This window comes from Brevundimonas sp. SORGH_AS_0993 (assembly GCF_030818545.1).
GTDB lineage: Bacteria > Pseudomonadota > Alphaproteobacteria > Caulobacterales > Caulobacteraceae > Brevundimonas.
The window spans coordinates 1,820,139-1,845,020 of record NZ_JAUTAH010000001.1; the positions used below are offsets into that span (position 1 = coordinate 1,820,139).

Consider the following 24,882-nt stretch of genomic DNA (forward strand, 5'->3'; position numbering starts at 1 on the left):
CTCAGTCGCGATGATAGGGCGATCCGGCCAGGATGGTCACGGCCCGATACAGCTGCTCGGCCAGCATGGCGCGCGCCAGGGCGTGGGGCCAGGTCTGCGGCCCGAAGGCCAGGGTCGAGGACGCCGCCCGACGCACGCTGGCGTCCAGCCCGTCCGCCCCGCCGATGGCGAAGACCAACCGCCGCTCGCCTTGGTCGCGCAGGCGGGCGATGTGTTCGGCGAAGGCGCGCGACCCATAGGTCTTGCCCCGTTCGTCGCAGGCGATCAGATGGGCGCCCTCGGCGGCGGCCAGGATCAGCTCGGCCTCCGGCGCCTTGCCCGGCTTCCTGGGCTCCAGGTCGATCAGCTCCAGCGGCCCCAGGCCCAGAGCGCGCCCGGCCAGGGTGGCCCGCCGGGCGTAGTCGTCGGCCAGGGCTGCTTCCGGCCCGCGGCCGGGCCGGCCGATGGCGACGACGCCCAGCTTCATAAGGCCAGCCTCAGCGGATCAGTCGCGCGCGGTGCGGTGGGCGGAATCGACCGCCCAGATCTTCTCGATGTTGTAGAAGGTGCGCACTTCGGGGCGGAACAGGTGGATGATCACATCGCCCGCGTCGATCAGCACCCAGTCGCAGTGCGGCAGACCTTCGACCCGGGCCTTGCCCAGGCCCTGGTCCTTCAGGGTGCGCAGCAGGTGGTCGGCGATGGCGCCGACGTGGCGGTGCGACCGGCCCGAGGCGACGATCATGGCGTCGGCCATGGCGCTCTTGCCCTTCAGGTCGATCAGGACGATGTCCTGGGCCTTGTCCTCGTCGAGGCGGCTCAGCACGGCCTCTTCCAGAGGGGTGGAGCCGAGGGGGCGCGGCGCGGCGTCGCCGAACGCGGGGCCGGCGTCGTCGAAATCAGGGCCGTCTTCGGAATGGAGAGGTTCGATGGCGTCCATCTCGTGCGCCGTGTTCGAAACGGCGGCGTCTTGCGTATCGTACGCGGGCGAGGGGGTCAGCGGAGGGCTCCGGGAGCGTTGACTAAAGCGGACCCTTAGCACGGATGGGGCGCAACGTGAACCGCCGGCCGGATCACGGCGCGATCACGGCCCGATCATGACTGGGCGCGAGACGCCTTGACCGCCCGGATCTTGGTCGAGGACAGGGGATTCAACGGCGCCGTCAGATAGGTCCAGGCCGGCGCCGACAGGCTGGGCAGCAGGCCCGCCTGCTGGGCCGGCACGCGGAAACCGGCGAAGCGGGCGGCCGCCGGCGCCATGCGGCTGTCCAGCAGCGAGCCGGGCCGGGCGATCACCGCCATCGGCATCAGCCGCATGATGTCGGTCCAGCCGCGCCAGCGGTGAAAGTCGGCCAGATTGTCCGACCCCATCAACCAGACGAACCGCACGCCCGGGTGGCGCGCGACCAGAAGGCGCAGGGTGTCGATCGTCCACACCACCCCGGCCCGCGTCTCGAAGTCCGACACGATCATGGAGGGCCCCCGCGCCTGTCGCCGGGCCGAGGCCATGCGCTCGGCCAGGGGCGCGCTGTGGCGGGCGTCCTTCAGCGGATTCTGCGGCGACACAAGCCAGACGACCCGGTCCAGCCCCAGGCGACGCATGGCCGTCTCGGCCACATGGGCGTGGCCTTCGTGCGCAGGATTGAAGGAGCCCCCGAACAGACCGACCTTCATCCCCGGCGTCAGGATCAAACCGTCGCGCAACGCCCCGGAACGGGGACCAGCGCTTCGCGGCGCGGGACCGGCGTGGAAAAAGGACAAGGACGACGTCTCGGCGGTTATGCTCAGCAGGGGCCTATCATGGGGCGCGACCGTCCGCATACCGATTTCTCCCTCTCCGCGCCGGAGAGGCGGACACGTTCAGACCGCCGCCTCGAACAGGGCGTCGCGGGCCACGTCGGGGTGGGTCATGGGAAACAGGTGCCCGCCGCCCGGCACCACCTCGACCGTGACGTTCGGCAAGCCGCGCGGATGCGGCGAAAGCGAGGTCAAGGCGCCGCGTTCGGCTTTCAGTATCCGCACCGGCCCGCCATAGCGGCGCAGGGCGCGCCAGGGATCGTGGGCCTGGGCGGCGTAGTTGGCGGCCTCCCACTCGGGGGCGGCGCTCAGGCTCAGGCCGTCGGGCGTCTCGGTCAGGCCGTCCGACAGATAGTCGGCCAGCACGGCGTCGGGCCAGCCCTTGAAGACGCCCCGCCCGCGATAGGCGGCCAGGGCCTGCTCCCGGCTGTCGAACAGGCGGCGGCGGCGCAGGGCCGCGCGGCTGATCGGCGCGCCCGCCAGCAGCCGCGCGGCCAGCGGCAGGTTGAACATCAGGGTGGACGACCGCTTCCAGATCACCGGATCGAACAACACCAGGGAAGACACGCGCGACGGCGCGACGGCGGCGGCCAGCAGCGAGGCCGTCCCGCCCATCGAATGGCCGGCCAGGACCGCCGGCGGCCCGTCCAGCTTCGCCAGCAGGCCCAGCAGATCGTCGCGGTGATCGCGCCAGTTCGTCTTGGGCTGCGCGAAGATGGGCAGGGACGAGCGCCCATGTCCGCGCAGGTCCGGCGCCCAGATGCGCAGCGACGACGCCAGGGGCGACAGCAGGCAGCGGTAGGTCGCGGCGTTGAAGCCGTTGGCGTGGACGAAGATCAGATCGACCGGCCGCGCCGGATCGCCGAAGTCCAGCACCGCCATCTCGCCCGCGCCCCAGCGGTTGTCGATGGGGACGCGGAGACGCCGCGGCGGCGATAGCAGGGCGGCGTCCATGGTCAGAAGTCCATGATCAGGCAGCCGCGCGGCAGGCATGGCAGCGGCCGTGCGCCTCGATCGTGGTGCGCGCGATCTCGTAGCCCGCAGCGGCGGCGGCGGCGGCGATGCCGCCCCGGTCGGGTCCATGCACCTCGCGGGTCGCGCCGCAGCAGTCGCAGATCAGAAAGGCCGCCGCATGGGCCGCCGCGCCTGGCGGTTCGTCCGCATGGCCGGCGCAGGCGACATAGGCGCTGATGGAGGCGATGCGGTGGGCCATGCCCTGGCGCTCCAGAAACTCCAGGGCGCGATAGACGGTCGGCGGCTTGGCGGCCTGGCCGTCGGCCCCGAAGCGCGCGATCAGATCATAGGCCTTGACCGGCTCTCCGGTCTCCAACAGCAGCGACAGCACCCGCCGGCGCGGCGCGGTCATCCGCTCCCCGGCCTGGGACAGGCGCGCCTCGGCGACATCCAGCGCCTGTGCCAGCGCGGGCCCGTGCAGGCCGGATCGGGCGTGATCGTGATCGCAAGGAGTGCTCATGACGCCACAGCTAATGTCTGGAGGGCTCCGCCGCAACAGAACACAGCTTGACGCCATGTGACGTTATCTCATAACAAAATCCGTTCTCCTCCCCCAAAAGGTTACGCCCCCATGCGTCCTACCCGCGTTTCACGCCCCCTACTCCTGTCCGCCTGCGCCTGGACCACCCTGAGCCTGGCCCTGGGCGGCGTGGCCCACGCCCAGACGGCTCCCGCGAAGTCCGCCCCCGCCCAGGTCGACGACGTCATCGTCACCGCCACCCCCTATGGCGTGACCCAGCGTGCGACCACCATCGCCACCGACGTTCTGAACGACCAGGACCTGGCCCAGGCCCCCGCCGTCTCGTTGGGCGACCTGGTCAACGGTCTGCCGGGCGTCCGCTCGACCGACTTCGCGCCGGGCGCCAGCCGTCCGGTCATTCGCGGCCTGGCCGGCCCGCGCGTTCAGGTCCTGACCAACGGCCTGGGCCAGATCGACGCCAGCTCGGTCTCGCCCGACCACGCCGTCGCCACCGACCCGGGCGAAGCGCACCGCATCGAGATCGTGCGCGGCCCCGCAACCCTGGTTTACGGCGGTTCGGCCATCGGCGGCGTCGTCAACATCATCGACGACCGCATCCCCGAGAAGCTTCCGGAAGGCGGGCTGGAAGGCCGCGTCTCGACGCAGTACTCCACGGTCGACAACGGCCGCGGCGCCTCGGGCCACGCCACGGTCGGCGCGGGCAATTTCGCCTTCAACGTCAGCGGCGTGACGCGCCAGACCGACGACTACCACATCCCCTCCTCGCCCATCTCCCAGGCCCTTGCCGATGCGGAAGGCGTGGCCCGCGCGGACGCCGACAAACAGCCCAACAGCTGGTCCAAGTTGAACGCCTGGGGCCTGGGCGGCTCCTATATCGGCGACAAGGGTTTCGTCGGCGTGTCCTACAAGTCGACCCAGAACGACTACGGCACGGTCGCCGAGCCGGAAGTCTTCATCAAGCTGGAGCAAAAGCGTTGGGATGCGCGCGGCGAATACCGCTTCGACGACGGCCCCTTCGCCAAGGCCCGCGCCTCCTACGGCCATTCCGACTACACCCACACCGAGTTCGAAGGACCGGGCCAGCCGGGCACCGTCTTCAACTCGGACGGCTGGGAAACGCGCGGCGAACTGGTTCAGCGCGCCCGTGACGGATGGAACGGCGCCGTCGGCGTCCAGGCGCTGGAACGCAACTTCGAGGCCATCGGCGAGGAAGCCTTCGTCCCGACCACCAAGATCGACGAACAGGGCCTCTACACCGTCCAGCGTTACGACCGCGACCGTTACGGCTTCGAGGGCGGCCTGCGCTTCGACCGCCGCACCCTCAGCGCCGTGCCGCTGGGCGAAACCGCCCAGGTCGAACGCAAGTTCGACAACTGGTCGGCGTCGGCCGCCGCCTTCCTCCGCCCGCAGGCGGGCCTGTTCCTGGGCGTCAGCCTGTCGCGCACCGAACGCGCGCCCAGCGAGGTCGAACTGTTCGCCGACGGCGTCCACGTCGCCACCGCCGCCTATGAGACCGGGGACCGCAATCTGGACAGCGAAAAGGTCACGACCCTGGAGGGCACGATCCACTATGATCGCGGCCCGCTGACGACCGACCTGCACGCCTACCGCGCCTGGTACGACGGCTTCATCGACGAGCGTCGCACCGGCGCCGAGGTCACGACGGACGAAGGCGACACCTTCCCCGTCTATCGCTTCGTTCAGACCGGCGCCGACTTCTACGGCTTCGAGGCCGAGGCGGCCTACGCCCTGTGGCGGAGCGGCGACCGCAAGCTGTCGCTGGAAGGCGCCGCCGACTATGTGCATGCCGACACCGACCTGGGGCCGGCCGCCCGCATCCCCCCGTGGTCGGCGACCGCCCGCCTGGCCTGGACCTCGACCCTGTGGGATCTGGCCGGCGAAGTGCGCCGCGTCGGCGAACAGGACCGCCTGTCGGAAGGCGAACTGCCGACCAAGGGCTACACCATGGTCAATCTGCGCGGCGCCGTGCGGCCCTTCGCGGACCGCAACATCACCCTCTTCGCCGAGGGGCATAACCTGACGGACCAGGAGGCGCGCGAGCACGCCTCCTTCCTGAAGGACATCGCGGCCCTGCCGGGCCGCAACCTGCGCGTGGGCGTGACCTACGCCTTCTGATCCGGCCTTGGACGGCGTGGCGGGGCCTGTCTCCGCCACGCCGTTTGCCGCTCGGGCGGGCATGGGCTAGAAGGCGCGCCTCTTTCCACTCCTAAAAGCGTCTGGCTTTCATGACCGACACGACCAATTCGCCGCTCGAAGGCAATGTTCTCTTCTATTCGAACCCCGAGCCGCTGGACCCCGCGCTGCACGGCGGCCTGGGCGTCAATCCGACCGACAAGCCCTACGCCTTCGTGGGCCAGACCAACATCGTGCCGCTGACGGTCACGGAGTTCGCGGCCGCCGCCCTGTCCTATCCGATCATCTTCACCGGCGATAACCGTCAGCCGGTCGTGGTCATGGGCCTGAACCAGGGTCAGAACCTCTATGTGTCGGACGCCGGCGACTTCCGCGCCGACGCCTATGTGCCCGCCTATGTGCGCCGCTATCCCTTCGTCTTCGCCGACGACAAGCAGAACCAGCGCCTGATCCTGTGCATCGACCGCGGCGCGGCCATCGTCGCCGACGGCGGCGAGAACCCGCTGTTCGTGAACGGCCAGCCCAGCGACTACACCAACATGGCGATGGAGTTCTGCAACAACTTCGAGCAAGAGCGCCTGCGCACCGAAAGCTTCGTTCAGCTGCTGAAAGACCTGGACCTGCTGGACATCCGCGAGGCCGCCTTCACCCCGCGCAACCCCGACGGCACGCCCGGCGAGCCGCAGAAGCTGGCCGAATACTATGCCGTGTCGGAAGACAAGCTGAAGGCCCTGCCGGCCGAGAAGCTGGCCGAACTGCGCGACAACGGCGCCCTGGGCCAGATCTACGCCCACCTGGTGTCGCTGCTGGGCTGGGACCGTCTGATCGCCCTGACCTTCCAGCGTCAGGCCGAAGCGAACGGCGCGATCAACTAAGCCGCTTCGCCGTCACCCTAAGGGAAAGGCCCCGCCGGTTCGCCGACGGGGCCTTTTTCGTATTCAGCGCCGGGTGAAGAGGGCGCGGGTCAGGCAGGAGAAGACCAGTCGCCCCCCCTCGTCCAGAAGGTCGTGCTGGGCGATGACGATGCCCTTCTCGTCCCCCACCGGGTCCTTGCCCATGACCGTCATCCGGCCGCGAAGCAGTTCGCCCGGCGGCGGATTGCGCATATAGCGCAGCCCGTCGACGGCCAGCAGCTTGGTCTGGGCCCAGGCCCCAGCCTTCTCGACGGCCAGGCGGCTCCACAGGGCGTAGATCATGGCGTCGGGCGCCCCATAGGCGGTGTCCCACCCTGGCGCGAACCGCTCCACGAAAACATCCAGCGCGGCCTGATCGACCGCGCAGGCGCCCAGAGGCACGACCTGCCCTGTTTCCAGATCCTCGAAATGGACCAGCAGCGGGTCGCTCATGGAAATCCTCAGGCCGGTTCTTCGGAGACGCGAACCAGCAGCTTGCCGTCATGATCGCCGGTGAACAAGCGATTCAACGAAGAGACCGCCCCTTCCAGCCCGTCATCGACGTGGACCTTCCACTTCACCCGTCCATCGGCCAGCCAGGGCCCCATCTCGGCGACCATCTCGCGGGCGCGGGGGGCGTAGTCCAGCACCAGGAATCCCTGGACGTTCAGACGGTGGGTGATGATCCGGGCGAAGTTCGGCGCGGGCGGCGCCTTGGTCGCATTGTAGGCCGAGACCAGGCCGCATACGGCCATCCGTCCATGCACCTTAAGCCGGTTGAAGACGGCGATCATGATGTCGCCGCCGACATTCTCGAAATTCAGGTCGATCCCGTCGGGCGCCAGCCGGTCCAAGGCCGCGCCCACATCCTCGTTCTTGTAGTCGATGGCCGCATCGAAACCCAGATCGTCCGTCAGCCAGGCGCATTTCTCGGGCCCGCCGGCGATGCCGATGACGCGGCAGCCGCGCTGCTTGGCGACCTGACCGGCGATGGAGCCCACCGCTCCGGCGGCGGCCGAGATGACTAGGGTTTGGCCTTCCTTGGCCTTCAGCACTTCGGTCACGCCGAAATAGGCGGTCAGACCCGTCATCCCCAGCACCGACATATTGGCCGTCAGCGGCAGGCCCGGCGCGCGGTGGACGGGTCGCAATCCTTGTTCGTCGACCACCGCATAGTCGGCCCAGCCGCCCGAGAGGGGCGAGACGACATCCCCGACCTTGAAGCGGTCGGACCGGCTGTCCTCGACCACGCCCAAAGTCAGGCCGCGCATGACTTCGCCCAGGCCCACCGGCGGCAGATAGCCTTCGGCGTCGTTCATCCAGGTGCGGTTGGTCGGATCCAGCGACAGATAGACGGTGCGGACCAGCACTTCGGACTCCTTCAGGTCCGGGATCGGGCTTTCGACCAGTTCCAGGTCGCCGGGCTGAATCAGTCCACGCGGCCGCTGGCGCAGCACCCACTGGCGGTTCGTCTTGGTCATGGCGGCGTCTCCGTGCGTTTTCTTTGAGGACGATCCTGCCGCACCTTGGGCGCGGGGTCGATACGGACCCGAAGAAAAAAGGCGGCCCCATGGGACCGCCTTGAAGTGGCATCATCGAGAATGAGGTGCGGAAAGCGGCCGATCGGCTTTCGCCGATCAAGTCGGGGGCGTATCCGCCTCCGCATGCCGATAACGACGTCGCCGCGATCCGGTTCCCGCGCCGAACCCGAATTCGGCGCCGCACCTCAGGTCGCGCCTCAGGCGGCTTCCTTGTGCCGCGAGGGGTGGAAGAACAGGGCCTGGCTGATCGCCGCCTTCACCGTTTCCGGCTGGAAAGGCTTGGTGATCAGGAAGGTCGGCTCGGGCCGTTCCCCGGTCAGCAGGCGTTCGGGGAAGGCGGTGATGAAGATCACCGGCACGTCGATCCGCTTCAGGATGTCCTTGACCGCGTCGATGCCCGAGGAGCCGTCGGCCAGCTGGATGTCGGCCAGGACAAGGCCCGGCTTGTGACGCGCCACCGCCTCGACCGCCTCGTCATAGGTGGTGGCGGCGCCGGTGACGCGGTGGCCCAACTCCTTCACCAGGCTCTGGATGTCGGCCGAGATGATGGCCTCGTCCTCGATCACCAGAACGTCGGTGGCCAGTTCGGCGTCGATGTCCGACTGGGCGTCGGCGATAAGGCGTTCGATCTCGCGCGGGTCGGCGGAAAGGATCTGGGCGGCCTCAGAAGGCGTGAACCCTTCGAGCGCCGTCAGCAGGAACGCCTGGCGCGAGCGCGGCGCGATCCGCATCAGGCGGCGCGAGGCGTCGTCGCGGGCTTCGACGCCCGAGACGTCCTCCAACTGGGCGCCGGTCGACGACCAGATGGCGTGGAACACATGATAAAGGGCGACGCGCGGCGTCATGTCCGGCGATAGCTGCTGTTCGCCGGCCGCCAGGGCCTCCAGCGCCACCCGCACATAATTGTCGCCCGTCGCCTGGTCGCCGGTAAGAGCGCGCGCGTAACGACGCACATAGGGCAGGTGCGGCGCAAGTCTGGCCAAAAGGCTCATTATGGATAGTCCCCGACAAAGGCCCTCGATGCGATGGGGCCGCTACAGCCTGTCCAAACGTATCAAATGCATCACGGTTCCGCCGCAGCCAACAAGCTTGAGCATTAAATCCCGAAATGGGAGGAACCTGCCCGGCAAGGGCACGTTATCGGCCCTGCATCTCTGCGCAAAGTTCGGTGGGCGGTATTTCTTCGATGATTGACTCCTCAGACTCCTCGCGGCCCGCAGCCGGCAAGAAGGAGGGCGCCGGGCTGGAAGAAGCACGCCTCCGTCAGCAGGCCATCGGCGTGAAGCTGCGCCATATGTTCGACGAGGTGGTCAACGAGCCCGTGCCGGACGAGTTTCTGGAAATTCTGAAGCGCGCCGACGCCAAGGCCACCGGCGGTGACGCATGAGCGCGCGCCTGGGCGCGGAGCCCAAGCCGCCGTCGGCTGACGACAACGCCTTCAAGACCGAGCTGGTGGCGCTGATTCCGCACCTGCGCGCCTTCGCCCGCACCCTGACCGGCGACCCCACCGCCGCCGACGACCTGGCGCAGGACGCCATGATGAAGGCTTGGGACGCACGCGCCAGCTATCAGATGGGCACCAACATGAAGGCGTGGACCTTCATGATCCTGCGCAACCAGTTCTATTCCGAGAAGCGCCGGTCCTGGCGCCAGTCTCAGCTGGATCAGGAGGCGGCCGAACGCACCCTGGTGGCCGTCGACGACCCCGAGGCGCCGGTCGCCCTGGACGAGCTGCGCCAAGCCCTGAAAACCCTGCCCGAAGAGCAGCGCGAAGCCCTGATCCTGGTCGGCGCCGGCGGCTTCGCCTACGAAGAGGCGGCCGAGATCTGCGGATGCGCCGTCGGCACGGTCAAGAGCCGCGTCAGCCGCGCCCGCCGCGCCCTGCAGGCCGCGCTTGAGAAGGGCGGCTACGCCCGGGACGGTCAGGCGGCCGGCGACGCCATGCGCTCCATCCTGGGCGAGGCCGACAGGCTGTCCGGCTTCCGGTCCTGACGGAACGGTTCGTGACGGACCAGGGTCGAACCGAAGAGGCTCCGGTCGTCCGCTTCGGCCGCAAGTGGAACGCGCCCCGCTTTCAGGGCATCCGCTTTCGCCTGGGCCTGGCCATGGCCCTGGCCCTGCTGCCGATCTTCGTCCTCAGCCTGATCCAGACCCAGGCCGATTTCCGCAATCAACGCGAGGCGCGTCAACAAGACCTCCAGTTGGCGGCCGAGCGCAGCGCGGTCAGCGCCAAGTCCCGCCTGGACAGCGCCCAGGTCCTGCTGCGCGCGCTCAGTCCCGACGCCATGGGCCCCTATTGCGGCCCCCGCCTGACCGCATTGGTCGAGCAGCTTGAGGACTACGAGGGCCTGTATCGCCTCAGCCCCACAGGAGAGGCCGTCTGCGCCTCCAGCCGGTCCGACGGACGCCCTTCGGCCCTGACGCCCGCCGGCCGGTCCGACTGGTTCCGCCGTCTGCGCGACGGCGAGCGTCTGGTCGTCGTGCGCGCCCCTGCCAGCGCCGGCTATCCGTCCGCCCTCGTCATCGCCATCCGCGCCGAACGGCCCATGGGTCGGTTCGACGGGGCCATGGCCGCCGTCATCCCCCTGTCGTCCCTGCAACCCGACACGGACGACCCCGCCCTGCCCGTCGGGTCCGAGGCGGCCCTGACCGACGCCGACGGCCGTATCCTGGTCGCCAGCCGCCCCGACGCCATGCGTCTGTCCGACGGGCGCGACGTTTCGGGCTGGGTCGATCGCGCCCGCGACGAGGGCTCGGCCGTGTTCGAGGCGGTGGACAGCCGCGGGCATCGCCGCGACTACGCCGGCGCCGTCCTGGCCAGCGGCGACGTCTATGTGCTGCTGTCCGCGCCCGCCCCGGGCCTGCTGTCCTGGGCGCGGCTGAACCCGATCGGCGCACTTCTGCTGCCTCTGGGCGCGTGGCTGACGGCCTTTGCGGCGGTGATGCTGCTGTCCGAGCGCATCTTCATCCGCTGGCTGGACTATCTGGAGCGGATCGCCGCCATCTACGCCAAGGGGCGGTTCTCGGTGCGCCCGCTTCAGGCCATGAACGCCCCGTCGGAAATCCGCACCCTGGCCCGCACCCTGGACGAGATGGCCGAGGCCATCACCGTGCGCGACCAAGAGCTAAACGCCTCCCTGGCCGAGAAGGACGCGCTGATGCGCGAAATTCACCACCGGGTGAAGAACAACCTTCAGATCATCTCGTCCCTGCTTTCGATGCAGCAGCGCGGCGTGACCGATCCGGCGGCCAAGGCGGCCCTGGGCGACACGCGCCAGCGCATCTCGGCCTTGGCCCTGATCTATCGCACCCTCTACCAGAGCGAGGACATCCGCCACGCCGATGCGCGCGACTTCCTGACCGAACTGGTCGGCCAGCTGATCGCCGCCGAAGTGGGACGCGGTCCCGTGGTCGTCAGTTCGGTCGAGGCCGATTCCCTCTATGTCGACCCCGACAAGCTGGCGCCCCTGGCCCTGTGGCTGGTGGAGGCCGTCAGCAACGCCCAGAAACACGCCTTCGCCGGACGCGGCGGCGAGCTGAAGGTCCGCTTCAAGGTCAATGGCGAGAGCAGCACCCTGGAGGTCGAGGACGACGGCCCCGGCGCGTCGGACGCCGCCGAGGCCGGGGTGGGCCGCATCCTGATGGGCGCCTTCGCCAAACAGCTGCGCGGCGAGGCGGAGATGGTGGAATCGCCTTCGGGCGGCACGACGGCCCGCATGACCTTCGTTACCCCCGAGGCCCTGACCCCCAACGATCCCGCCGACAAGGCCGGAACCGCCGCGCACAGCTCGCGTTAGAGGGCCGAACCGGCGCGCCGCGTCGGCAAACTGGAGAGTTCTCATGCGCAAGATCTTCGTTCTGGCCGCCGTCGCCGCCGCCCTGACCACCGCCGCCTGCAACACCATCGCCGGCGTCGGCCGCGACACCCAGGCCGCCGGCCAGGCCGTGACCGGCGCCGCCAACGACGCCAAGAACTGATCGCCTTGAGGGGCGGCGACCGCCGCCCCCGACGACACGCAAGGCCCCGTCTCCCGGCGGGGCCTTGCTGCTTTTCCGACCCGATTTCTGGAGATCGCCTTGACCCCTGCCGCTCGCGACGCCGGCCTGTCCCTTCTGCGTCAACATGCCCTGATCGCGGGCGAGCCGATCCCCGCGAACGGCGCCGGGGTGACGGTGGACAATCCCGCCGACGGGTCCCTGCTGGGTCATGCGCCCGATCTGGGCGCCGCCGAGACGCAGCGCGCCATCGCCGCCGCCGTCCAGGCCTTTCCCGACTGGTCGCGCCAGGATCCGCACAAGCGCGCGGCCTTCCTGCGCGCCTGGGCTGCCCTGATCGACGAAAACACCGAGGCCCTGGGCGCCTTGTGCGCCCTGGAGAACGGCAAGCCCTTCGAGGAGGCCAAGGGAGAGATCGCCTACGCCAACGGCTTCATCAAATGGTTCGCGGGCGAGGCCGAGCGGCTGATCGGCGAGACCCAGGACAGCCCCCTGGGCCATCTGATCCTGACCTACCGCGAGGCGGTCGGTCCCTGCGCCCTGATCACGCCCTGGAACTTCCCCGCCGCCATGCTGACGCGCAAGCTCGGCCCCGCTTTCGCCGCCGGCTGCACCGCCGTGGTCAAGCCGGCCAGCCAGACGCCCTTCACCGCCATCGCCCTGGCGGAACTGGCCTATCGAGCCGGACTGCCGGCCGGCGCCCTGTCCGTCGTCACCGGCGACGCCGCGACCATCGGCAAGGTCCTGTGCGACAGCCCCGACATCCGCAAGCTCAGCTTCACCGGCTCGACCGGCGTGGGCCGAAAGCTGGCCGAACAGTGCGCCCCGACCCTGAAACGGGTGTCGATGGAGCTGGGCGGCGCCGCGCCCCTGATCGTCTTCGCCGACGCCGATCTGGACCTGGCCGTCGCCGAAACCCTCAAGGGCAAGTTCCGCAACGCGGGCCAGACCTGCGTCTGCCCCAACCGCGTCTACGTCGAACGCGCGGTCGCCGAGGTCTTCGCCGAAAAGCTGGCGGCCGAGGTCGTGCGCCTGAAGGTCGGCGACGCCTTCCAGCCCGGCGTCAAGGTCGGTCCGCTGATCGAGGACAAGGCCGTCGACAAGGTCGAACGCCACGTCGCCGCCATTCTGGCGGACGGCGGACGGCTTCTGACCGGCGGCGCGCGCCACGACCTCGGCGGCCGCTTCTTCCAGCCGACCGTCACCCTGGGCGGCGACGACCGCCTGTTCCGTCAGGAGGAGACCTTTGGGCCCCTGGTCCCGGTCTTCCCCTTCGACAGCGAGGCCGAGGTGCTGGATAAGGCCGACGCCAGCGATTTCGGCCTGGCCTCCTATCTGTTCACCCGCGATCTGGACCGGGCCATGCGGTTCAGCCGCCGGATCGAGGCGGGGATGTGCGGCGTGAACACCGGCCTGATCTCCACGCCGGTCGCACCCTTCGGCGGGGTCAAACAGTCCGGCTATGGTCGAGAGGGCTCGGTCCACGGCATCGACGACTATGTGAACGTCAAGACCGTCACCCTGGCGCTGAAGCCCGCCTGACGGCGTTCAAGGCCGATTGAAGACGATGGCCAGCTTGTTTCCCGTGGGGTCGCGCAGATAGGCGGCGTACCAGTGGGGGCCGTAATCGGGACGCGGTCCGGGCGCGCCCTCGTCCGTTCCGCCGTTGGCCAGGGCGGCGGCGTGGAAGGCGTCGACCTGGGCGTGATCGCGGGCCGAAAAGGCCACCATCATCCCGTTGCCGACGCTGGCGGGTGCGCCGTCGAACGGCTTGCATACCCACACGGACTGCCCCTCGCCCTGGCCGTCCAGCGAATAGCCGCGCCATTCGCCGAACGTCATATGCGCCTTCCAGCCCAGCGTGCCCAGCACGGCGTCATAGAAGCGGTGCGCGGTTTCGGCGTCGTTTGCACCGATCGTGACGTAGCCCAGCATGTCGTCCTCCCTATCCAAGGCCAAGCCTGGACCGCATACCGGTACAAATCAAGAACATTTGTCGCCTATTCCGACACGATCCGGTCAGCCCTGCGGAAGCGTCCCCAGGCCAAGCTTGACCCATCCCCAATTTCTTAAGGCATAAACCACAAGATATAGCGTCACTTGAAAATGTGATCGCAACATAGGTGATTTCCGGCTTGGCGCCGCCGTCGCCGTTGCGCATGGTGAGGGTCTCCTTCCGGATTCGTGTCAGGTCTCGCCCCGATGAACGCCATCACCCCGATCATCCGCCCCGAAACCCCCGGCCTTCTGACCCCCTCGGCCGCCTACAAGCCCTTCCGCTATCCGTGGGCCTTCGACATGTGGAAAAAGCAGCAGCAGGTCCACTGGATGCCCGAAGAGGTTCCGCTGGGCGAGGACGTCAAGGACTGGGCCTCGACCCTGAACGACAACGAACGCAATCTGCTGACCCAGATCTTCCGCTTCTTCACCCAGGCGGACATCGAGGTTCAGGACAACTACATGGAGCGCTACGGCCGGGTCTTCAAACCGACCGAGGTGAAGATGATGCTGGCCGCCTTCGGCAATATGGAGACCATCCATATCGCGGCCTACGCCCTGCTGCTGGAAACCATCGGCATGCCCGAGAGCGAGTTCGGCGCCTTCATGGAATACGAGGCCATGCGGGACAAGCACGACTACATGGGCCAGTTCGGGGTCGACAGCGACGCCGACATCTGCCGGACCCTGGCCATGTTCGGCGGCTTCTCCGAGGGTGTTCAGCTGTTCGCCAGCTTCGCCATGCTGATGAACTTCCCCCGCCTGAACAAGATGAAGGGCATGGGGCAGATCGTGTCCTGGTCGGTGCGCGACGAGAGCCTGCACTGCGAAGGCATCATCAAACTGTACCACGCCTTCAACAAGGAGACGGGCGCCGTCACCAAGACGGTCGCCGACGACATCGTCGACTGCTGCCAGACCGTGGTGAAGATGGAGGACAAGTTCATCGACCTGGCCTTCGAAATGGGCGCGGTCGACGGCATGACCCCGGACGACATCAAGCAGTACATCCGCTTCATCGCCGACTGGCGCCTGCGTCAGCTGAAACTGCCGGAAGTCTATGGGGTGAAGGAGAACCCCCTGCCCTGGCTGCAGGCGCTGCTGTCGGGCGTCGAACACGCCAACTTCTTCGAGGCCCGCGCCACCGAATATTCCAAGGCGGCGACGCAAGGGAACTGGCACGGCGCGGACGGCGTCTGGACCGAGTTCGACCGCATGATGGCCCGCCGCGACATGAGCCTGGTGGCGGGCTGATCCCCGCCCCGTTCGCGGCGCCAAAGACCGTCTCGGCTTAGAGCCGGATCCGTGTCGGCGGAATTCAGGCTCCAGACATGAGCGAGAGGCTGATTCACGCTTCAGCCGGAACCGATGCGCGGTTCCGTCTAAAATGATCAGGCTCTAGCGCGGCCCAGGTGTCGGATCGGCGGTCGCCGCCGCCGGGGCCGCGCAGGCGCTGCGGACGCCCGACTGGCACAGACGCACCTGCTCGCGCCAGGCGGCGTAGTCGCGGTCATACCGCTCCTGGGCGGCGCGGGTCGCCTGGGCGGCGGCCTGGGCCTGTTCCGCATTGCGGCGCACCTCGATCTGATAGCGGGCCAGGGCGGCGTCATAGTCCAGCCGGGCCGCCGCATCCGCCCTGTCCGCCGCCGCATTGGCCGCGGCGATCCGGTCGTTCAGCCGGCGGGTCTCGGCCAGTTCCTCCGGGGTCTGCTGGGAATCGGGCGCGTGGTGATAAGCTTCGCCCCGCGCCTTCAGCACGGCGTCGCGCGACGCCGGATCGGACGGGTCCGGCAGGATGCGCTGGTCACGATAGGGATCGGCGGCGGCCTGGCTCTTGTCGACCTGGATCGCGGCGACGGCCGACAGGGGCGCGCCTGTCAAGGCGGCGGTCAGGACCACGCCCACCGAGGCGGCGTTACGCAGGGCGATCATGGACGTCTCCTAAACGAACCGACGGACGGCCAGCTTGGCCCTGGACGCGCCGATCCGCAACACGGCGCCGCAGACGAAAAGGTGGCGCAAAGCCCCGCTTCACGGCATGGTTCCCGGACCAGCGCCGCCATTCGAGACACCCCATGATCCTCAGCACCACGTCCGGCGATTATCCCATTCCGGCCGAGGTCGCGCGCCTGCTGCCGAACGTGCCCGCCCTGCCCGATCCGTCGGCCCTCGACGCGCGGCTGCAGATGGAGGATTTCCGCCACTGGCTGGACGCCTCGCCCGAACACGCCATCGACTACGAGCGTCTGCGGCGCTGGCATCTGGTGCAGGAGGAGCTGGCCGCCCAGGCCAAGGCCGAGAACCGCCCCTTCGTCGTCTCCGACGACGGCCTGGAATAGGCTCCGGAACAGGATCAGTCCGGCAGGCGCAGCTCGAAGGTCGCGCCGCCTTCGCTGGGGACCAGCCTCAGGTCGCCGCCGTGCAGGGCCGCCAGCTCGCGCGAGATGGTCAGGCCCAGCCCCGATCCGTCCGAACTCTTGGAGCTGACGAAGGGTTCGAACAGCCGTTCGGCTAGGCGCGACGGAATGCCCGGCCCGTCGTCGGCGATGCGGATCACGCAGAAGCCGTCGTCGCCGAAGGCGCTGACGGTGATCGCCCCCTTGCCGCGCCGTTCGGCGGGGCGACCGGGATCGGCCTCGATGGCCTGGCGCGCGTTGCGCATCAGATTGACCAGGATGCGGTACAGTTGGTCCGGATCGGCCTCGACCGCGAACCGGGCCGGCAACTGTTTGATCAGGCGCACGCCGTCGGGGTCCAGCCCGGCGTCCTCGGCCGCCAGGGTCAGGGCCTGGGTCAGGACCACGCGGGTCTTCTGCGGCGCGGGCTCTTCGCTCTTGCCGTACTCCAGCACATTGCGCGACAGGGCCGCCGCCCGGCTCAGCGCCCGCTCCAGCCGGGGCAGGGCCTTGGCCACCTGCGGATCGGCCGAGGTCGCCAGCCGCTCCGACGCCATCTGGGCCGAGGTCAGCATGTTGCGCAGGTCGTGGTTGATCTTGGCCACCGCCTCGCCCAGGGCCACCAGCCGCGCGCGCGAACGCAGGGACTGACGCACTTCTTCCTGCATCCGCGCCAGTTCGCGCTCGACCCGGCCGATCTCGTCGTGCCGGTCGGAGGGGGCTTCCGGATCGCTCTCGGGATCGGCGGCGAACCGCTCCATCGAGCGGGTCACGCGCCGCAGCGGGCGCAGCACCAGCAGCGCCAGGCCGCCGTACAGCAGGGCGCCGGCCGTCGCCGAAACCAGCAGGGACACCAGAAGACTGTTCAGCAGGAAGGCCCGCAGTTCGATCTTCAGCGGCTGGGCCGGGGTGACGATCTCGATGAAGTCGCCCGAGCGATAGCGCGGCTTGGCCTGGACCCGCAGCGAGCGGTCGGGGTGGCCGAACAGGGTGCGCCACGGGTCGCTCAACCGCGCCCAGGTGTTCTCGCGCCGCAGGTCGATCAGTTCGGGCGCGCGCGGCAGATTGGGCGCCTGCAGCAGAAGTCGGCGCACCCCCTGTTCGGTCAGGGCCACGGCCTGGACCCCGCCGATCCGCATCAGCTCGGCCGCCGTGTCGTCCTCCACCGCGCTATAGGGCAGGGCCTCGACCCCGACCGAGGCCAGCTCGGCCGCCTGCAGCCGGTCGCGCAGCCAGCGTTCGTGGAAGGCCGCCAGATTGGGCGCCAGGATCGCCGCCTCGACCGCCAGGGTGAAGGCCACCGTCAACAGCAGCAGCCGCGCCGACAGGCCGTCGGGCGCGCGCGGGCGCAGGCGCTCGCGCCAGATCTCGGCCGCCTCGGCCGACAGACCCAGCCGCGCCGCCATCCTGTCGAACAGGGCGCTCATGCGACCCCGGCGCGGCGGCCGCGCGCCATCTGGCCCAGCTTCAGCCCCAGCGGCAGCAGCAGCGACAGGAAGACCACCCCCATCAGCGGCCAGAAGAATTGTTTCAGCAACATCGGCAGGTCCGGACGCACGCCCGCCTTCAGCAACTCGCCCAGTTCGGACCCGATCCAGGTGTAGATGAAGGTCGAGGGCAGCAGGCCGATGAAGGTGGCGATCACATAGGGCCGCAGCGGCACGGCCATCATCCCCGCCGTGGCGTTGACCAGCACGAAGGGCACGCTGGGGATCACCCGCAGGGTGAACAGGGTGGTGAAGGCGTTGCGGTCTATGCCCCGGGCCAGGCGGTCCATGAAGCCCGCATCGGCCGCGAACTTGGCCCTCAGCCACGTTCCGATGGAGGTGCGATAGACGCAATAGATGACGACCGAACCGATCGTGGCCCCCGTCGATTGGGCCAGGGCGCCGACATAGGGCCCGAACATCATCCCGCCCAGCAGGGTCAGGAACACCGGCCCCGGAATGGTCGAGGCGGTCGCCAGGGCATAGACGCCGATGAAGCCCGCCAGGGCGATCCACCAGTGGTCGCGCGCATAGGTCTGAAGGTTCAGCCCGTGCGCGCGCAGCATCTCCATCGACAGATACCGATTCCAGCCCAGGGCGAAGAAGGCGACGGCCAGGCCGGCGACGGCGCGCGAGCGGCAGCAGCCGCAACGCCCATTCCCTCGCCGTTCGTTTCGTCATGCGCTCTTCAGTTCCCGAAATGCCGGCCGAGCGTTGACTCGCGCGACCATGCGACTTATACGCCCGCCCTTCCTGCGGCGGACGCCTTTTGTCCCGTCGCCCAACCTTTTAACGTCAGGAGCCGACCGTGAAGCGGACCTATCAGCCGTCGCGACTCGTGCGCAAGCGCCGTCACGGCTTCCGCAGCCGGATGGCCACCAAGAACGGCCAGAAGATCGTTGCGCGCCGTCGCGCCAAGGGCCGCAAGCGCCTGACGGCGTAAGCGGCTCTCGCGTCCGAAAGCCAAGGACGCATGAGCGACCCTTTACAGATCAAGCGTCTGTTGCGGCGGCCCCAGTTCCTGGCGGCCGCCAAAGGCGTTTCAGAGGCCCGCGGCGGCGTGGTGATCCAACGGTTGGAACGTGGCGACGGTTCGCCGCACGTCGGCCTGGGCTTCACCGCCACCAAGAAGATCGGCGGCGCCGTCCAGCGCAACCGCGCCAAGCGCCGCCTGCGCGAGGCCGCCCGCGCCCTTCTGCCCCAGCACGGCGTGCCCGGCAGCGACTATGTCTTCATCGCCCGCATGGGCACGACCGAGCGCGCCTGGGACCGTTTGCTTGACGACGTGAAATCGACGCTTACAAGGCTGGCGAGACCGAAGGCCGATCCGCCTTCGCCCGCCCGCGCCCCTTCCGGCCAGGACCGCCAGAATCCATGAAAAACGAGAACTCGCGCAACACGATCATCTTCATCGTGTGCTCGGCCCTGATCCTGGGTATCTACTATTTCACCGTGCTGCGCCCGCAGGCCGAGCGCCGCGCCATGCAGCAGCGCGCCCACGCCGAACAGTCGCAATCGGCCGACAACGCCGCGCGCACGGCCCTCAGCCCCCAGGCGCCGACCTTCGTGACCAACCGCGCCCAGGCCCTGTCCAGCGCCGCGCGCGTGCCGATCCAGTCGGGCACGCTGAAGGGGTCGCTGTCGCTGCAGGGCGGCCGCATCGACGACCTGTTCCTGACCGACTACCGCGAGGTCCAGGACAAGCCCGCCCCGGTGGAGCTGTTCCGCCCGCAGGGGATGCAGAACGCCTATTTCGCCCAGTTCGGCTGGACCGGCCCCAATGTCCCCGGCGGCGTGCCCGGTCCCAACACCGTCTGGCGCCTGACCAACGGCGCGACCCTGACCCCGGCCACGCCCGTCACCCTGACCTGGGACAATGGCCAAGGTCTGCGCTTCACCCGCGTGGTGTCCGTCGACGACAAATACGTCTTCTCGGTCCAGGACACGGTGCAGAACCTGGGAACCCAGGCCATCACCATCGCCCCTTACGGCAGCGTCCAGCGCCTGGGCGTGCCCCAGGCCGCCGGCTCCTCCCACATCGTCCACGAGGGCGCGATCGGCACCTTCGGCAAGCCCGGCGAGTACCGCACCGTCCAGAAGAAGTACAAAGACTGGCTGAAGGAGCCCCGCATCGAGAACGCCTCGACCGGCGGTTGGCTGGGCGTCACCGACAAATACTGGCTGGCGGCCCTGCTGCCCCCGCAGAACGAAGCGGTCGAGACCGAATTCCGCGTGCGCGAGAACGGCGGCGCCCAGCAGTTGGAAGCCAATGTCCTGGGCGCGACCCGCACCGTCCAGCCGGGCGGAACCGCGACCGAGACCCAACGCCTGTTCGCCGGGGTCAAGCGCGCCGAAGTGCTGAAGTCCTATGAGCAGAGCCTGAACCTGCCGCGCTTCGTCTATGCGATCGACTGGGGGATGTTCTGGTTCCTGACGCGCCCGATCTTCTGGGTGCTGGAGAACGTCTATGGCCTGGTCGGCAGCTTCGGCGTGGCCATCCTGGCCCTGACCGTCATCGTCAAGCTGATCATGTTCCCGCTGGCCAACAACGCCTACGCCTCGATGTCCAAGATGCGGAACCTCCAGCCCAAGATGGAGGAGATCAAGAAGAAGTTCAAAGACGACCCGCAGAAGCAGCAACAGGAAACCATGGCCCTGTATCAGCGGGAAAAGATCAATCCCGTCGCGGGCTGCCTGCCGCTGGTGCTGCAGATTCCCGTCTTCTACGCCCTGTACAAGGTGCTGACCGTCACCATCGAGATGCGTCACCAGCCGTTCCTGGGCTTCATCCACGACCTGTCGGCGCGCGACCCGTCCTCGATCTGGAACCTGTTCGGCCTGATCCCGTGGGATCCGGCGGCGGCGCCGCTGATCGGCGGCCTGTTGGCCGGTCCGCTGCACCTGGGCCTGCTGGCCATCGCCTACGGCCTGACCATGTGGCTGCAGACGGCGATGAACCCGCCGGCGGCCGATCCGGTCCAGCGTCAGATCTTCCAGTTCATGCCGCTGGTCTTCACCTTCATCATGGCGCCCTTCGCGGCGGGCCTGTTGGTCTATTGGGCCTGGTCGAACATCCTGACCATCCTGCAGCAGTACGTCATCATGCACCGCTACAAGGCCGAGAACCCGATCGACGCCTTCTTCGCCCGGTTCAAGAAATCGCCGGCGTGACCGAGGAAACCGACTTCACGCCCGAGGAGATCGAGGCCGGCCGCATCCTGTTCGCGCGGCCGGCGACCTTCGTGATGGGCGCGGCCAAGATCGAGCAACTGCCCGATCCCGACCTGCCCGAAGTCGCCTTCGCCGGCCGCTCCAACGTCGGCAAGTCCAGCCTGATCAACGGCCTGGTCGGCATGCACAAGCTGGCGAGAGCCTCCAACGAGCCGGGGCGCACGCGAGAGGTCAACTTCTTCGATCTGGACGGCCGGCTGCGCCTGGTCGACCTGCCCGGCTACGGCTGGGCCAAGGCGTCGAAAACCACCGTCAAGAAGTTCCAGGACCTGGGCCGCGACTATCTGCGCGGGCGGGTCACGCTGAAGCGGGTCTATCTGCTGATCGACAGCCGACACGGCCTGAAGTCCGTGGATGCCGAAGCGCTGGACGCCCTGGACCTTGCCGCCGTCAGCTATCAGATCGTCCTGACCAAAGCCGACAAGCTGAAGAAGGGGGAGGGCGAGAAGGTGCAGGAGGCCACGCTGAAGGCCATCTCCAAACGCCCGGCCGCCTTCCCCGTGGTGGCCCTGACCTCGTCCGAAAAGGGCGACGGCCTGCCCGAACTCCGCGCCGAGATCATGCGCACCACCGGCGCGACCCTGGACTGACACCGCCGACGGGCGCGCCCGGATCGGGGCGCGATCCCCCAACTGCATCGGCGGCGTCTTGCGTTTTCAGCGACTTGCCGAGCCGCTGCGCCCTTCCGCGCGCCTGATCTGAAACCCCTGCGATGCTGCGGGCCCCGAAGCCGCGCCCAGGAGGACCGCCGAAAAGTGCACTTTTGTGCACTAAAAAATTGTCGGGTGCACAAACAGAAAAAGGCCCGACGTCGCCGCCGGGCCTCGATGCTTCAGTCGCCTGAAGCGCCTTACTGGGCGGTCGGGGCGGCGGCGCGCACCTCGACCGGCAGGCCCAGGGCGTCCAGCTGCGGCTTGACCTTGGCGGCGTCGCCCACGACCACCCAGACGAACCGGGCCGGGTCGATGGCGGCGCGCGCGGCGGCGTCCAGCTGGTCCGCCGTCAGGGCGTTGGTGCGGGCCGCGACGGTTTCCGGATAGTCGTCCGGACGGCCCAGCATGTCGTTGGTCCTGAGAGCGCCCAGGACGGCGCCCGACGTCTCGTAGCTGCCGGCCAGACGACGGGTGTTGCCGTTGACCGTCCGTTCCAGCTCCGCCGGAGTGACGCCCTTGCCGCCCTTCAGGAAGTCGTTGAACTGGGTGTTCAGGGCGGCGATGGCCGGCCCAGTCTGGTCGGCCTGGACCGGCGCCGTCACCAGATAGGGCACGCGGTGCTGGAAGCCGGAGACATAGGCGCCGACCCCGTAGGACCACCCCTTGGTCTCGCGCAGGTCCGAGTTGATGCGCGACAGGAAGTCGTTGCCCAGGACGTTGTTGGCCGCGTTCAGCACCAGCAGATCGTCCGTGCCCGAGGCGCTCAGCACCTCCCCGCCCATGATATAGGACTGGGGCGACTGGGGCCGGTCGATCAGCACGATCCTGGGCGTGGCCGCCGGGATCGGGGCCGAGAAGTCCTTGACCGGCTTGGGCGAGGCGGGCGGGACCCACTGGCCCAGCTGGGCGTTCAGGATGGGCAGGATTTCGGCCAGCGGCTTGTCGGAGACGACGAAGACCTTGGCGTTGTCCGGACGAATCCACTTGGCGTAGTCGGCGCGGACATCGGCGTCGGTGATGGAGCGGATGCTGGCTTCGTCGCCATTGCCGCTGAACGGACGGCCATAGGGGCTGTCGGCCCCATAGATCAGTTCCGGCAGGGCGCGGTTGGCCAGGGCGGCCGGCTGGGTCCGCTCGGCGGCGATGCGCGACAGGCGGGCGGCGCGCAGCCGCTCCAGCTCGGCCGGGGCGAAGGCCGGGCGTTTGATCACATCGGCCAGCAGGGCGACCGAGGGGACCAGGTTAGGCGTGACCGCGTTCAGGCTGATCACCGAGCGGTCCATGGTCGCGCCGGTCGAGATGGCGGCGCCCAGCACCTCCTGGGCCTCGGCCAGCTGGCGGGCGTCCAGCGTCTGGGTGCCCTCGTCCATCAGGTCCAGCATCAGGGTCTGCAGCCCCAGCTTGGCGCGGTCGTCGGCGGCCAGGCCCGCGTCGAAGTCCACGGCGATCTTCGTCACCGGCACGGCGTCGCGCTGGGCGTAGACCACCTCCATGCCGTTCGACAGGCGCGCGCGCTCCACGGCGGGGAAGTCGACGTTGGCGACCTGGCCGATTTCGGGCTTGGCCATCCGCGCGACCCGCTCGATGGGCGGCGCCGGGGTGTGATTGGCGCCGGCCGGATTGGCCGCCGCTTCCTGATAGGCTTCGCGTTCCCCGACCAGGGTGGTCAGGGTGTAGGCCGGGCGCGTCAGCCACTTCTGCAGGGCGGCCTGGACCTGGGCCGGCGTGACGGCGGCATAGGCGGCCAACTGCTTCTTGTAGAACTCGGGATCGCCCGCATACAGCTGCCCCTCGGCCAGGGCCACGGCCTTGCCGCCGAAGCCGCCCACCTGTTCCAGCCCCTGGATGCGGCGCGACAGATACTGGGTCTTGACCCGCTCCACCTCGTCGGCGGTCGGGCCGTTCGCGATCAGGCCGTTCAGGATTTCGCGCGCCCGGGCCTCCACGGCGGCCGGGTCGTGGCCCGGCTTGATGTTCAGGGTGATCTCGAACAGGCCCACGCGGTGAAAGGCGCTGTTCCCGGCGCTGACGGACACGGCCGACTGTTCGCCCCGCACCAGTTCGTTGTCCAGGCGCGAGGACGCCAGGCCGCCCAGCACCGAGGCCCCGACGCTCAACGGCACAGAATCCGGATCCAGCATGCCCGGCACGGCCCAGCTGATCTCGACCTGGGCGTTGGCGACGCGGTCGCGGATGGTCTCGTTGATCGGCGCCGCCAGCGTCGGAACGGACGCCTGGGCCGGGGTGTTGACCGGGCCGCGCGGGATCGGGCCGAAATACTTCTCGGTCAGCTCGCGCGCCTTGGCCGGGGTGATGTCGCCGGCCAGCACCAGCACGGCGTTGTTCGGGCCGTAGTTGGAGGTGAACCAGTCGCGCACCGTCTGCATCGAGGCGGCGTCCAGATCGGCCATGGAGCCGATGGTGGTGTGGCGATAGGGGTGGCCTTCGGGGAACAGGGCCTCAAGCTGCCTGTACTGATTCAGACCATAGGGCTGGTTGTCGTTCTGGCGCTTCTCGTTCTGGACCACACCCCGCTGAAGGTCCAGCGTCTCCTGGGTGATGGCGCCCAGCATATAGCCCATGCGGTCGCTCTCCAGGAACAGGGCCTGCTCCAGCGCCGGGGTCGGCACGGTCTCGAAATAGTTGGTGCGGTCGAACCAGGTCGTGCCGTTCATGTCCGTCGCGCCCATGTTGCGCATCGGGGTGAAATAGCTGCCCGGCGCATTCTCGGACCCGCCGAACATCAGGTGTTCGAACAGGTGGGCGAAGCCCGTCTTGCCGGCCGGCTCGTCCTTGGAGCCGACGTTGTACCAGACCGAAACCGCCACCACCGGCGCCTTGTGATCCTCGTGCACCAGGACGGTCAGGCCGTTGGCCAGGGTGAACTTGGCGTAGGGGATGTCCACTTCGCGGACCAGTTCGGACACCGGCGCGGCCTGAACGGCGGGCGCGGCGGCCGGGGCGTTCCGAGCGGCGGGGGCCGAGGCCCAGACAGGGGTGGAAACCGCCAGAAGGGCGGCGGCGGCGACGAGAGACCCGGTGCGGCGCATGAAAGCAGACATCCTTGGATTTCAGATGTTGGAACCATAACCCCGGTCGCTCGTGTGACAACGCGACGGAATGACCATGACAAAAGCTTAATCTTGGTCCGCCCGGACGCCGGCGGCGGGCCCGAAACAGGGCGGAAAAGGTTGCATCGCCGGACCCCCGGTCTTATGCGCGCCTCAACTCCCCGTCCGTCGCGCCACTTGTTTTCGAAAGA

26 protein-coding genes are annotated in these 24,882 nt (G+C 68.6%); 13 read left to right on the forward strand and 13 right to left on the reverse strand.

Features of this window, described 5'->3' with window-relative positions:
• Window position 1: 1 nt before the first annotated feature.
• The 5 genes from rlmH to QE389_RS09080 form a co-directional block, all read right to left on the reverse strand.
• Window positions 2-466: a 23S rRNA (pseudouridine(1915)-N(3))-methyltransferase RlmH gene (rlmH, locus tag QE389_RS09060; RefSeq protein ID WP_307366527.1), complete on the reverse strand. Its 465-nt coding sequence runs from the start codon at window positions 464-466 to the stop codon at window positions 2-4.
• Between the two features lie 18 nt (window positions 467-484).
• The gene (gene rsfS / locus QE389_RS09065) at window positions 485-919 is read right to left on the reverse strand and encodes a ribosome silencing factor (RefSeq protein ID WP_307366528.1); all 435 of its coding nucleotides are present in this window, start codon (window positions 917-919) and stop codon (window positions 485-487) included.
• Window positions 920-1,074: 155 nt separating this feature from the next.
• Window positions 1,075-1,671 carry a nicotinate-nucleotide adenylyltransferase gene (locus tag QE389_RS09070; RefSeq protein WP_307369006.1) on the reverse strand — a complete coding sequence of 199 codons (597 nt, stop codon included), beginning with the start codon at window positions 1,669-1,671 and terminating at the stop codon, window positions 1,075-1,077.
• 168 nt (window positions 1,672-1,839) lie between these two features.
• The gene (locus QE389_RS09075; protein ID WP_307366529.1) at window positions 1,840-2,730 is read right to left on the reverse strand and encodes an alpha/beta fold hydrolase; all 891 of its coding nucleotides are present in this window, start codon (window positions 2,728-2,730) and stop codon (window positions 1,840-1,842) included.
• A gap of 16 nt (window positions 2,731-2,746) precedes the next feature.
• Complete coding sequence (locus tag QE389_RS09080; protein ID WP_307366530.1) at window positions 2,747-3,250, reverse strand: Fur family transcriptional regulator; 504 nt, start codon at window positions 3,248-3,250, stop codon at window positions 2,747-2,749.
• A gap of 111 nt (window positions 3,251-3,361) precedes the next feature.
• Here QE389_RS09080 and QE389_RS09085 point away from each other — a divergent pair, with 111 nt between their 5' ends.
• Window positions 3,362-5,407 carry a TonB-dependent receptor gene (locus QE389_RS09085; RefSeq protein WP_307366531.1) on the forward strand — a complete coding sequence of 682 codons (2,046 nt, stop codon included), beginning with the start codon at window positions 3,362-3,364 and terminating at the stop codon, window positions 5,405-5,407.
• 110 nt (window positions 5,408-5,517) lie between these two features.
• The gene (locus tag QE389_RS09090) at window positions 5,518-6,300 is read left to right on the forward strand and encodes a SapC family protein (protein WP_307366533.1); all 783 of its coding nucleotides are present in this window, start codon (window positions 5,518-5,520) and stop codon (window positions 6,298-6,300) included.
• 63 nt (window positions 6,301-6,363) lie between these two features.
• On the opposite strand, the gene QE389_RS09095 is transcribed toward QE389_RS09090, so the two are convergent.
• The 3 genes from QE389_RS09095 to QE389_RS09105 form a co-directional block, all read right to left on the reverse strand.
• Complete coding sequence (locus tag QE389_RS09095) at window positions 6,364-6,771, reverse strand: acyl dehydratase (RefSeq protein ID WP_307366535.1); 408 nt, start codon at window positions 6,769-6,771, stop codon at window positions 6,364-6,366.
• A gap of 8 nt (window positions 6,772-6,779) precedes the next feature.
• Window positions 6,780-7,799: an NADP-dependent oxidoreductase gene (locus QE389_RS09100; protein WP_307366536.1), complete on the reverse strand. Its 1,020-nt coding sequence runs from the start codon at window positions 7,797-7,799 to the stop codon at window positions 6,780-6,782.
• A gap of 257 nt (window positions 7,800-8,056) precedes the next feature.
• Window positions 8,057-8,851, reverse strand: a complete 795-nt coding sequence (locus tag QE389_RS09105; protein WP_307366537.1) for a response regulator — start codon at window positions 8,849-8,851, stop codon at window positions 8,057-8,059.
• 194 nt (window positions 8,852-9,045) lie between these two features.
• On the opposite strand from QE389_RS09105, the gene QE389_RS09110 reads away from it, so the two are divergent.
• The 5 genes from QE389_RS09110 (at window position 9,046) to QE389_RS09130 (ending at window position 13,397) form a co-directional block, all read left to right on the forward strand.
• Window positions 9,046-9,246: a NepR family anti-sigma factor gene (locus tag QE389_RS09110; protein WP_307366538.1), complete on the forward strand. Its 201-nt coding sequence runs from the start codon at window positions 9,046-9,048 to the stop codon at window positions 9,244-9,246.
• Entirely contained in the window at window positions 9,243-9,851 is a 609-nt protein-coding gene (locus tag QE389_RS09115; protein ID WP_307366539.1) for a sigma-70 family RNA polymerase sigma factor, read from the forward strand. The genes QE389_RS09110 and QE389_RS09115 overlap by 4 nt, the downstream gene beginning before the upstream one ends.
• Window positions 9,852-9,964: 113 nt before the next feature.
• Window positions 9,965-11,656 carry a sensor histidine kinase gene (locus QE389_RS09120; RefSeq protein WP_307369009.1) on the forward strand — a complete coding sequence of 564 codons (1,692 nt, stop codon included), beginning with the start codon at window positions 9,965-9,967 and terminating at the stop codon, window positions 11,654-11,656.
• A gap of 43 nt (window positions 11,657-11,699) precedes the next feature.
• On the forward strand, window positions 11,700-11,837 hold the full coding sequence (locus tag QE389_RS09125; protein WP_307366540.1) for an entericidin A/B family lipoprotein: 138 nt from the start codon (window positions 11,700-11,702) through the stop codon (window positions 11,835-11,837).
• A gap of 99 nt (window positions 11,838-11,936) precedes the next feature.
• Window positions 11,937-13,397: an NAD-dependent succinate-semialdehyde dehydrogenase gene (locus QE389_RS09130; protein ID WP_307366541.1), complete on the forward strand. Its 1,461-nt coding sequence runs from the start codon at window positions 11,937-11,939 to the stop codon at window positions 13,395-13,397.
• A 6-nt stretch (window positions 13,398-13,403) separates the two neighbouring features.
• On the opposite strand, the gene QE389_RS09135 is transcribed toward QE389_RS09130, so the two are convergent.
• Window positions 13,404-13,790, reverse strand: a complete 387-nt coding sequence (locus tag QE389_RS09135; protein WP_307366543.1) for a VOC family protein — start codon at window positions 13,788-13,790, stop codon at window positions 13,404-13,406.
• Window positions 13,791-14,057: 267 nt separating this feature from the next.
• Here QE389_RS09135 and QE389_RS09140 point away from each other — a divergent pair, with 267 nt between their 5' ends.
• Window positions 14,058-15,107: a ribonucleotide-diphosphate reductase subunit beta gene (locus QE389_RS09140; RefSeq protein ID WP_307366546.1), complete on the forward strand. Its 1,050-nt coding sequence runs from the start codon at window positions 14,058-14,060 to the stop codon at window positions 15,105-15,107.
• 144 nt (window positions 15,108-15,251) lie between these two features.
• On the opposite strand, the gene QE389_RS09145 is transcribed toward QE389_RS09140, so the two are convergent.
• Window positions 15,252-15,785: a hypothetical protein gene (locus QE389_RS09145; protein WP_307366548.1), complete on the reverse strand. Its 534-nt coding sequence runs from the start codon at window positions 15,783-15,785 to the stop codon at window positions 15,252-15,254.
• Window positions 15,786-15,928: 143 nt separating this feature from the next.
• Here QE389_RS09145 and QE389_RS09150 point away from each other — a divergent pair, with 143 nt between their 5' ends.
• Window positions 15,929-16,192 carry a hypothetical protein gene (locus QE389_RS09150; protein WP_307366550.1) on the forward strand — a complete coding sequence of 88 codons (264 nt, stop codon included), beginning with the start codon at window positions 15,929-15,931 and terminating at the stop codon, window positions 16,190-16,192.
• A gap of 14 nt (window positions 16,193-16,206) precedes the next feature.
• Here the strand turns inward: QE389_RS09150 and QE389_RS09155 are convergent, their stop codons facing one another.
• Together QE389_RS09155 and QE389_RS09160 are read right to left on the reverse strand one after the other, a co-directional pair.
• Window positions 16,207-17,676 (reverse strand): sensor histidine kinase, encoded by a 1,470-nt coding sequence (locus tag QE389_RS09155; protein ID WP_307366552.1) that lies wholly within the window; start codon window positions 17,674-17,676, stop codon window positions 16,207-16,209.
• Complete coding sequence (locus QE389_RS09160; RefSeq protein WP_307366554.1) at window positions 17,673-18,302, reverse strand: TVP38/TMEM64 family protein; 630 nt, start codon at window positions 18,300-18,302, stop codon at window positions 17,673-17,675. Before QE389_RS09160 ends, QE389_RS09155 begins: the two co-directional genes overlap by 4 nt.
• 242 nt (window positions 18,303-18,544) lie before the next feature.
• On the opposite strand from QE389_RS09160, the gene rpmH reads away from it, so the two are divergent.
• From rpmH to yihA, 4 genes are read left to right on the forward strand one after another with little or no spacing between them, the layout of a single operon-like run.
• The gene (rpmH, locus tag QE389_RS09165) at window positions 18,545-18,679 is read left to right on the forward strand and encodes a 50S ribosomal protein L34 (RefSeq protein WP_003164000.1); all 135 of its coding nucleotides are present in this window, start codon (window positions 18,545-18,547) and stop codon (window positions 18,677-18,679) included.
• 30 nt (window positions 18,680-18,709) lie between these two features.
• Window positions 18,710-19,114 (forward strand): ribonuclease P protein component, encoded by a 405-nt coding sequence (gene rnpA / locus QE389_RS09170; RefSeq protein ID WP_307366556.1) that lies wholly within the window; start codon window positions 18,710-18,712, stop codon window positions 19,112-19,114.
• Window positions 19,111-20,907 carry a membrane protein insertase YidC gene (yidC, locus tag QE389_RS09175; protein ID WP_307366558.1) on the forward strand — a complete coding sequence of 599 codons (1,797 nt, stop codon included), beginning with the start codon at window positions 19,111-19,113 and terminating at the stop codon, window positions 20,905-20,907. The genes rnpA and yidC overlap by 4 nt, the downstream gene beginning before the upstream one ends.
• Window positions 20,904-21,557 carry a ribosome biogenesis GTP-binding protein YihA/YsxC gene (gene yihA / locus QE389_RS09180; RefSeq protein ID WP_307366560.1) on the forward strand — a complete coding sequence of 218 codons (654 nt, stop codon included), beginning with the start codon at window positions 20,904-20,906 and terminating at the stop codon, window positions 21,555-21,557. Before yidC ends, yihA begins: the two co-directional genes overlap by 4 nt.
• Before the next feature lie 260 nt (window positions 21,558-21,817).
• Here yihA and QE389_RS09185 read toward each other — a convergent pair whose 3' ends face one another.
• Window positions 21,818-24,670, reverse strand: coding sequence for a pitrilysin family protein (locus QE389_RS09185; RefSeq protein ID WP_307366562.1), 2,853 nt, complete (start codon window positions 24,668-24,670; stop codon window positions 21,818-21,820).
• Window positions 24,671-24,882 lie beyond the last annotated feature (212 nt).

Coding starts and splice junctions, on each gene's coding strand:
- rlmH (WP_307366527.1), bottom strand. CDS start 466: ATGAAGCTGGGCGTCGTCGCCATCGGCCGGCCCGGCCGCGGGCCGGAA.
- rsfS (WP_307366528.1), bottom strand. CDS start 919: ATGGACGCCATCGAACCTCTCCATTCCGAAGACGGCCCTGATTTCGAC.
- QE389_RS09075 (WP_307366529.1), bottom strand. CDS start 2,730: ATGGACGCCGCCCTGCTATCGCCGCCGCGGCGTCTCCGCGTCCCCATC.
- QE389_RS09080 (WP_307366530.1), bottom strand. CDS start 3,250: ATGAGCACTCCTTGCGATCACGATCACGCCCGATCCGGCCTGCACGGG.
- QE389_RS09085 (WP_307366531.1), top strand. CDS start 3,362: ATGCGTCCTACCCGCGTTTCACGCCCCCTACTCCTGTCCGCCTGCGCC.
- QE389_RS09090 (WP_307366533.1), top strand. CDS start 5,518: ATGACCGACACGACCAATTCGCCGCTCGAAGGCAATGTTCTCTTCTAT.
- QE389_RS09095 (WP_307366535.1), bottom strand. CDS start 6,771: ATGAGCGACCCGCTGCTGGTCCATTTCGAGGATCTGGAAACAGGGCAG.
- QE389_RS09100 (WP_307366536.1), bottom strand. CDS start 7,799: ATGACCAAGACGAACCGCCAGTGGGTGCTGCGCCAGCGGCCGCGTGGA.
- QE389_RS09105 (WP_307366537.1), bottom strand. CDS start 8,851: ATGAGCCTTTTGGCCAGACTTGCGCCGCACCTGCCCTATGTGCGTCGT.
- QE389_RS09110 (WP_307366538.1), top strand. CDS start 9,046: ATGATTGACTCCTCAGACTCCTCGCGGCCCGCAGCCGGCAAGAAGGAG.
- QE389_RS09115 (WP_307366539.1), top strand. CDS start 9,243: ATGAGCGCGCGCCTGGGCGCGGAGCCCAAGCCGCCGTCGGCTGACGAC.
- QE389_RS09120 (WP_307369009.1), top strand. CDS start 9,965: ATGGCCCTGGCCCTGCTGCCGATCTTCGTCCTCAGCCTGATCCAGACC.
- QE389_RS09125 (WP_307366540.1), top strand. CDS start 11,700: ATGCGCAAGATCTTCGTTCTGGCCGCCGTCGCCGCCGCCCTGACCACC.
- QE389_RS09135 (WP_307366543.1), bottom strand. CDS start 13,790: ATGCTGGGCTACGTCACGATCGGTGCAAACGACGCCGAAACCGCGCAC.
- QE389_RS09140 (WP_307366546.1), top strand. CDS start 14,058: ATGAACGCCATCACCCCGATCATCCGCCCCGAAACCCCCGGCCTTCTG.
- QE389_RS09145 (WP_307366548.1), bottom strand. CDS start 15,785: ATGATCGCCCTGCGTAACGCCGCCTCGGTGGGCGTGGTCCTGACCGCC.
- QE389_RS09150 (WP_307366550.1), top strand. CDS start 15,929: ATGATCCTCAGCACCACGTCCGGCGATTATCCCATTCCGGCCGAGGTC.
- QE389_RS09155 (WP_307366552.1), bottom strand. CDS start 17,676: ATGAGCGCCCTGTTCGACAGGATGGCGGCGCGGCTGGGTCTGTCGGCC.
- QE389_RS09160 (WP_307366554.1), bottom strand. CDS start 18,302: ATGCTGCGCGCGCACGGGCTGAACCTTCAGACCTATGCGCGCGACCAC.
- rnpA (WP_307366556.1), top strand. CDS start 18,710: ATGAGCGACCCTTTACAGATCAAGCGTCTGTTGCGGCGGCCCCAGTTC.
- yidC (WP_307366558.1), top strand. CDS start 19,111: ATGAAAAACGAGAACTCGCGCAACACGATCATCTTCATCGTGTGCTCG.
- QE389_RS09185 (WP_307366562.1), bottom strand. CDS start 24,670: ATGCGCCGCACCGGGTCTCTCGTCGCCGCCGCCGCCCTTCTGGCGGTT.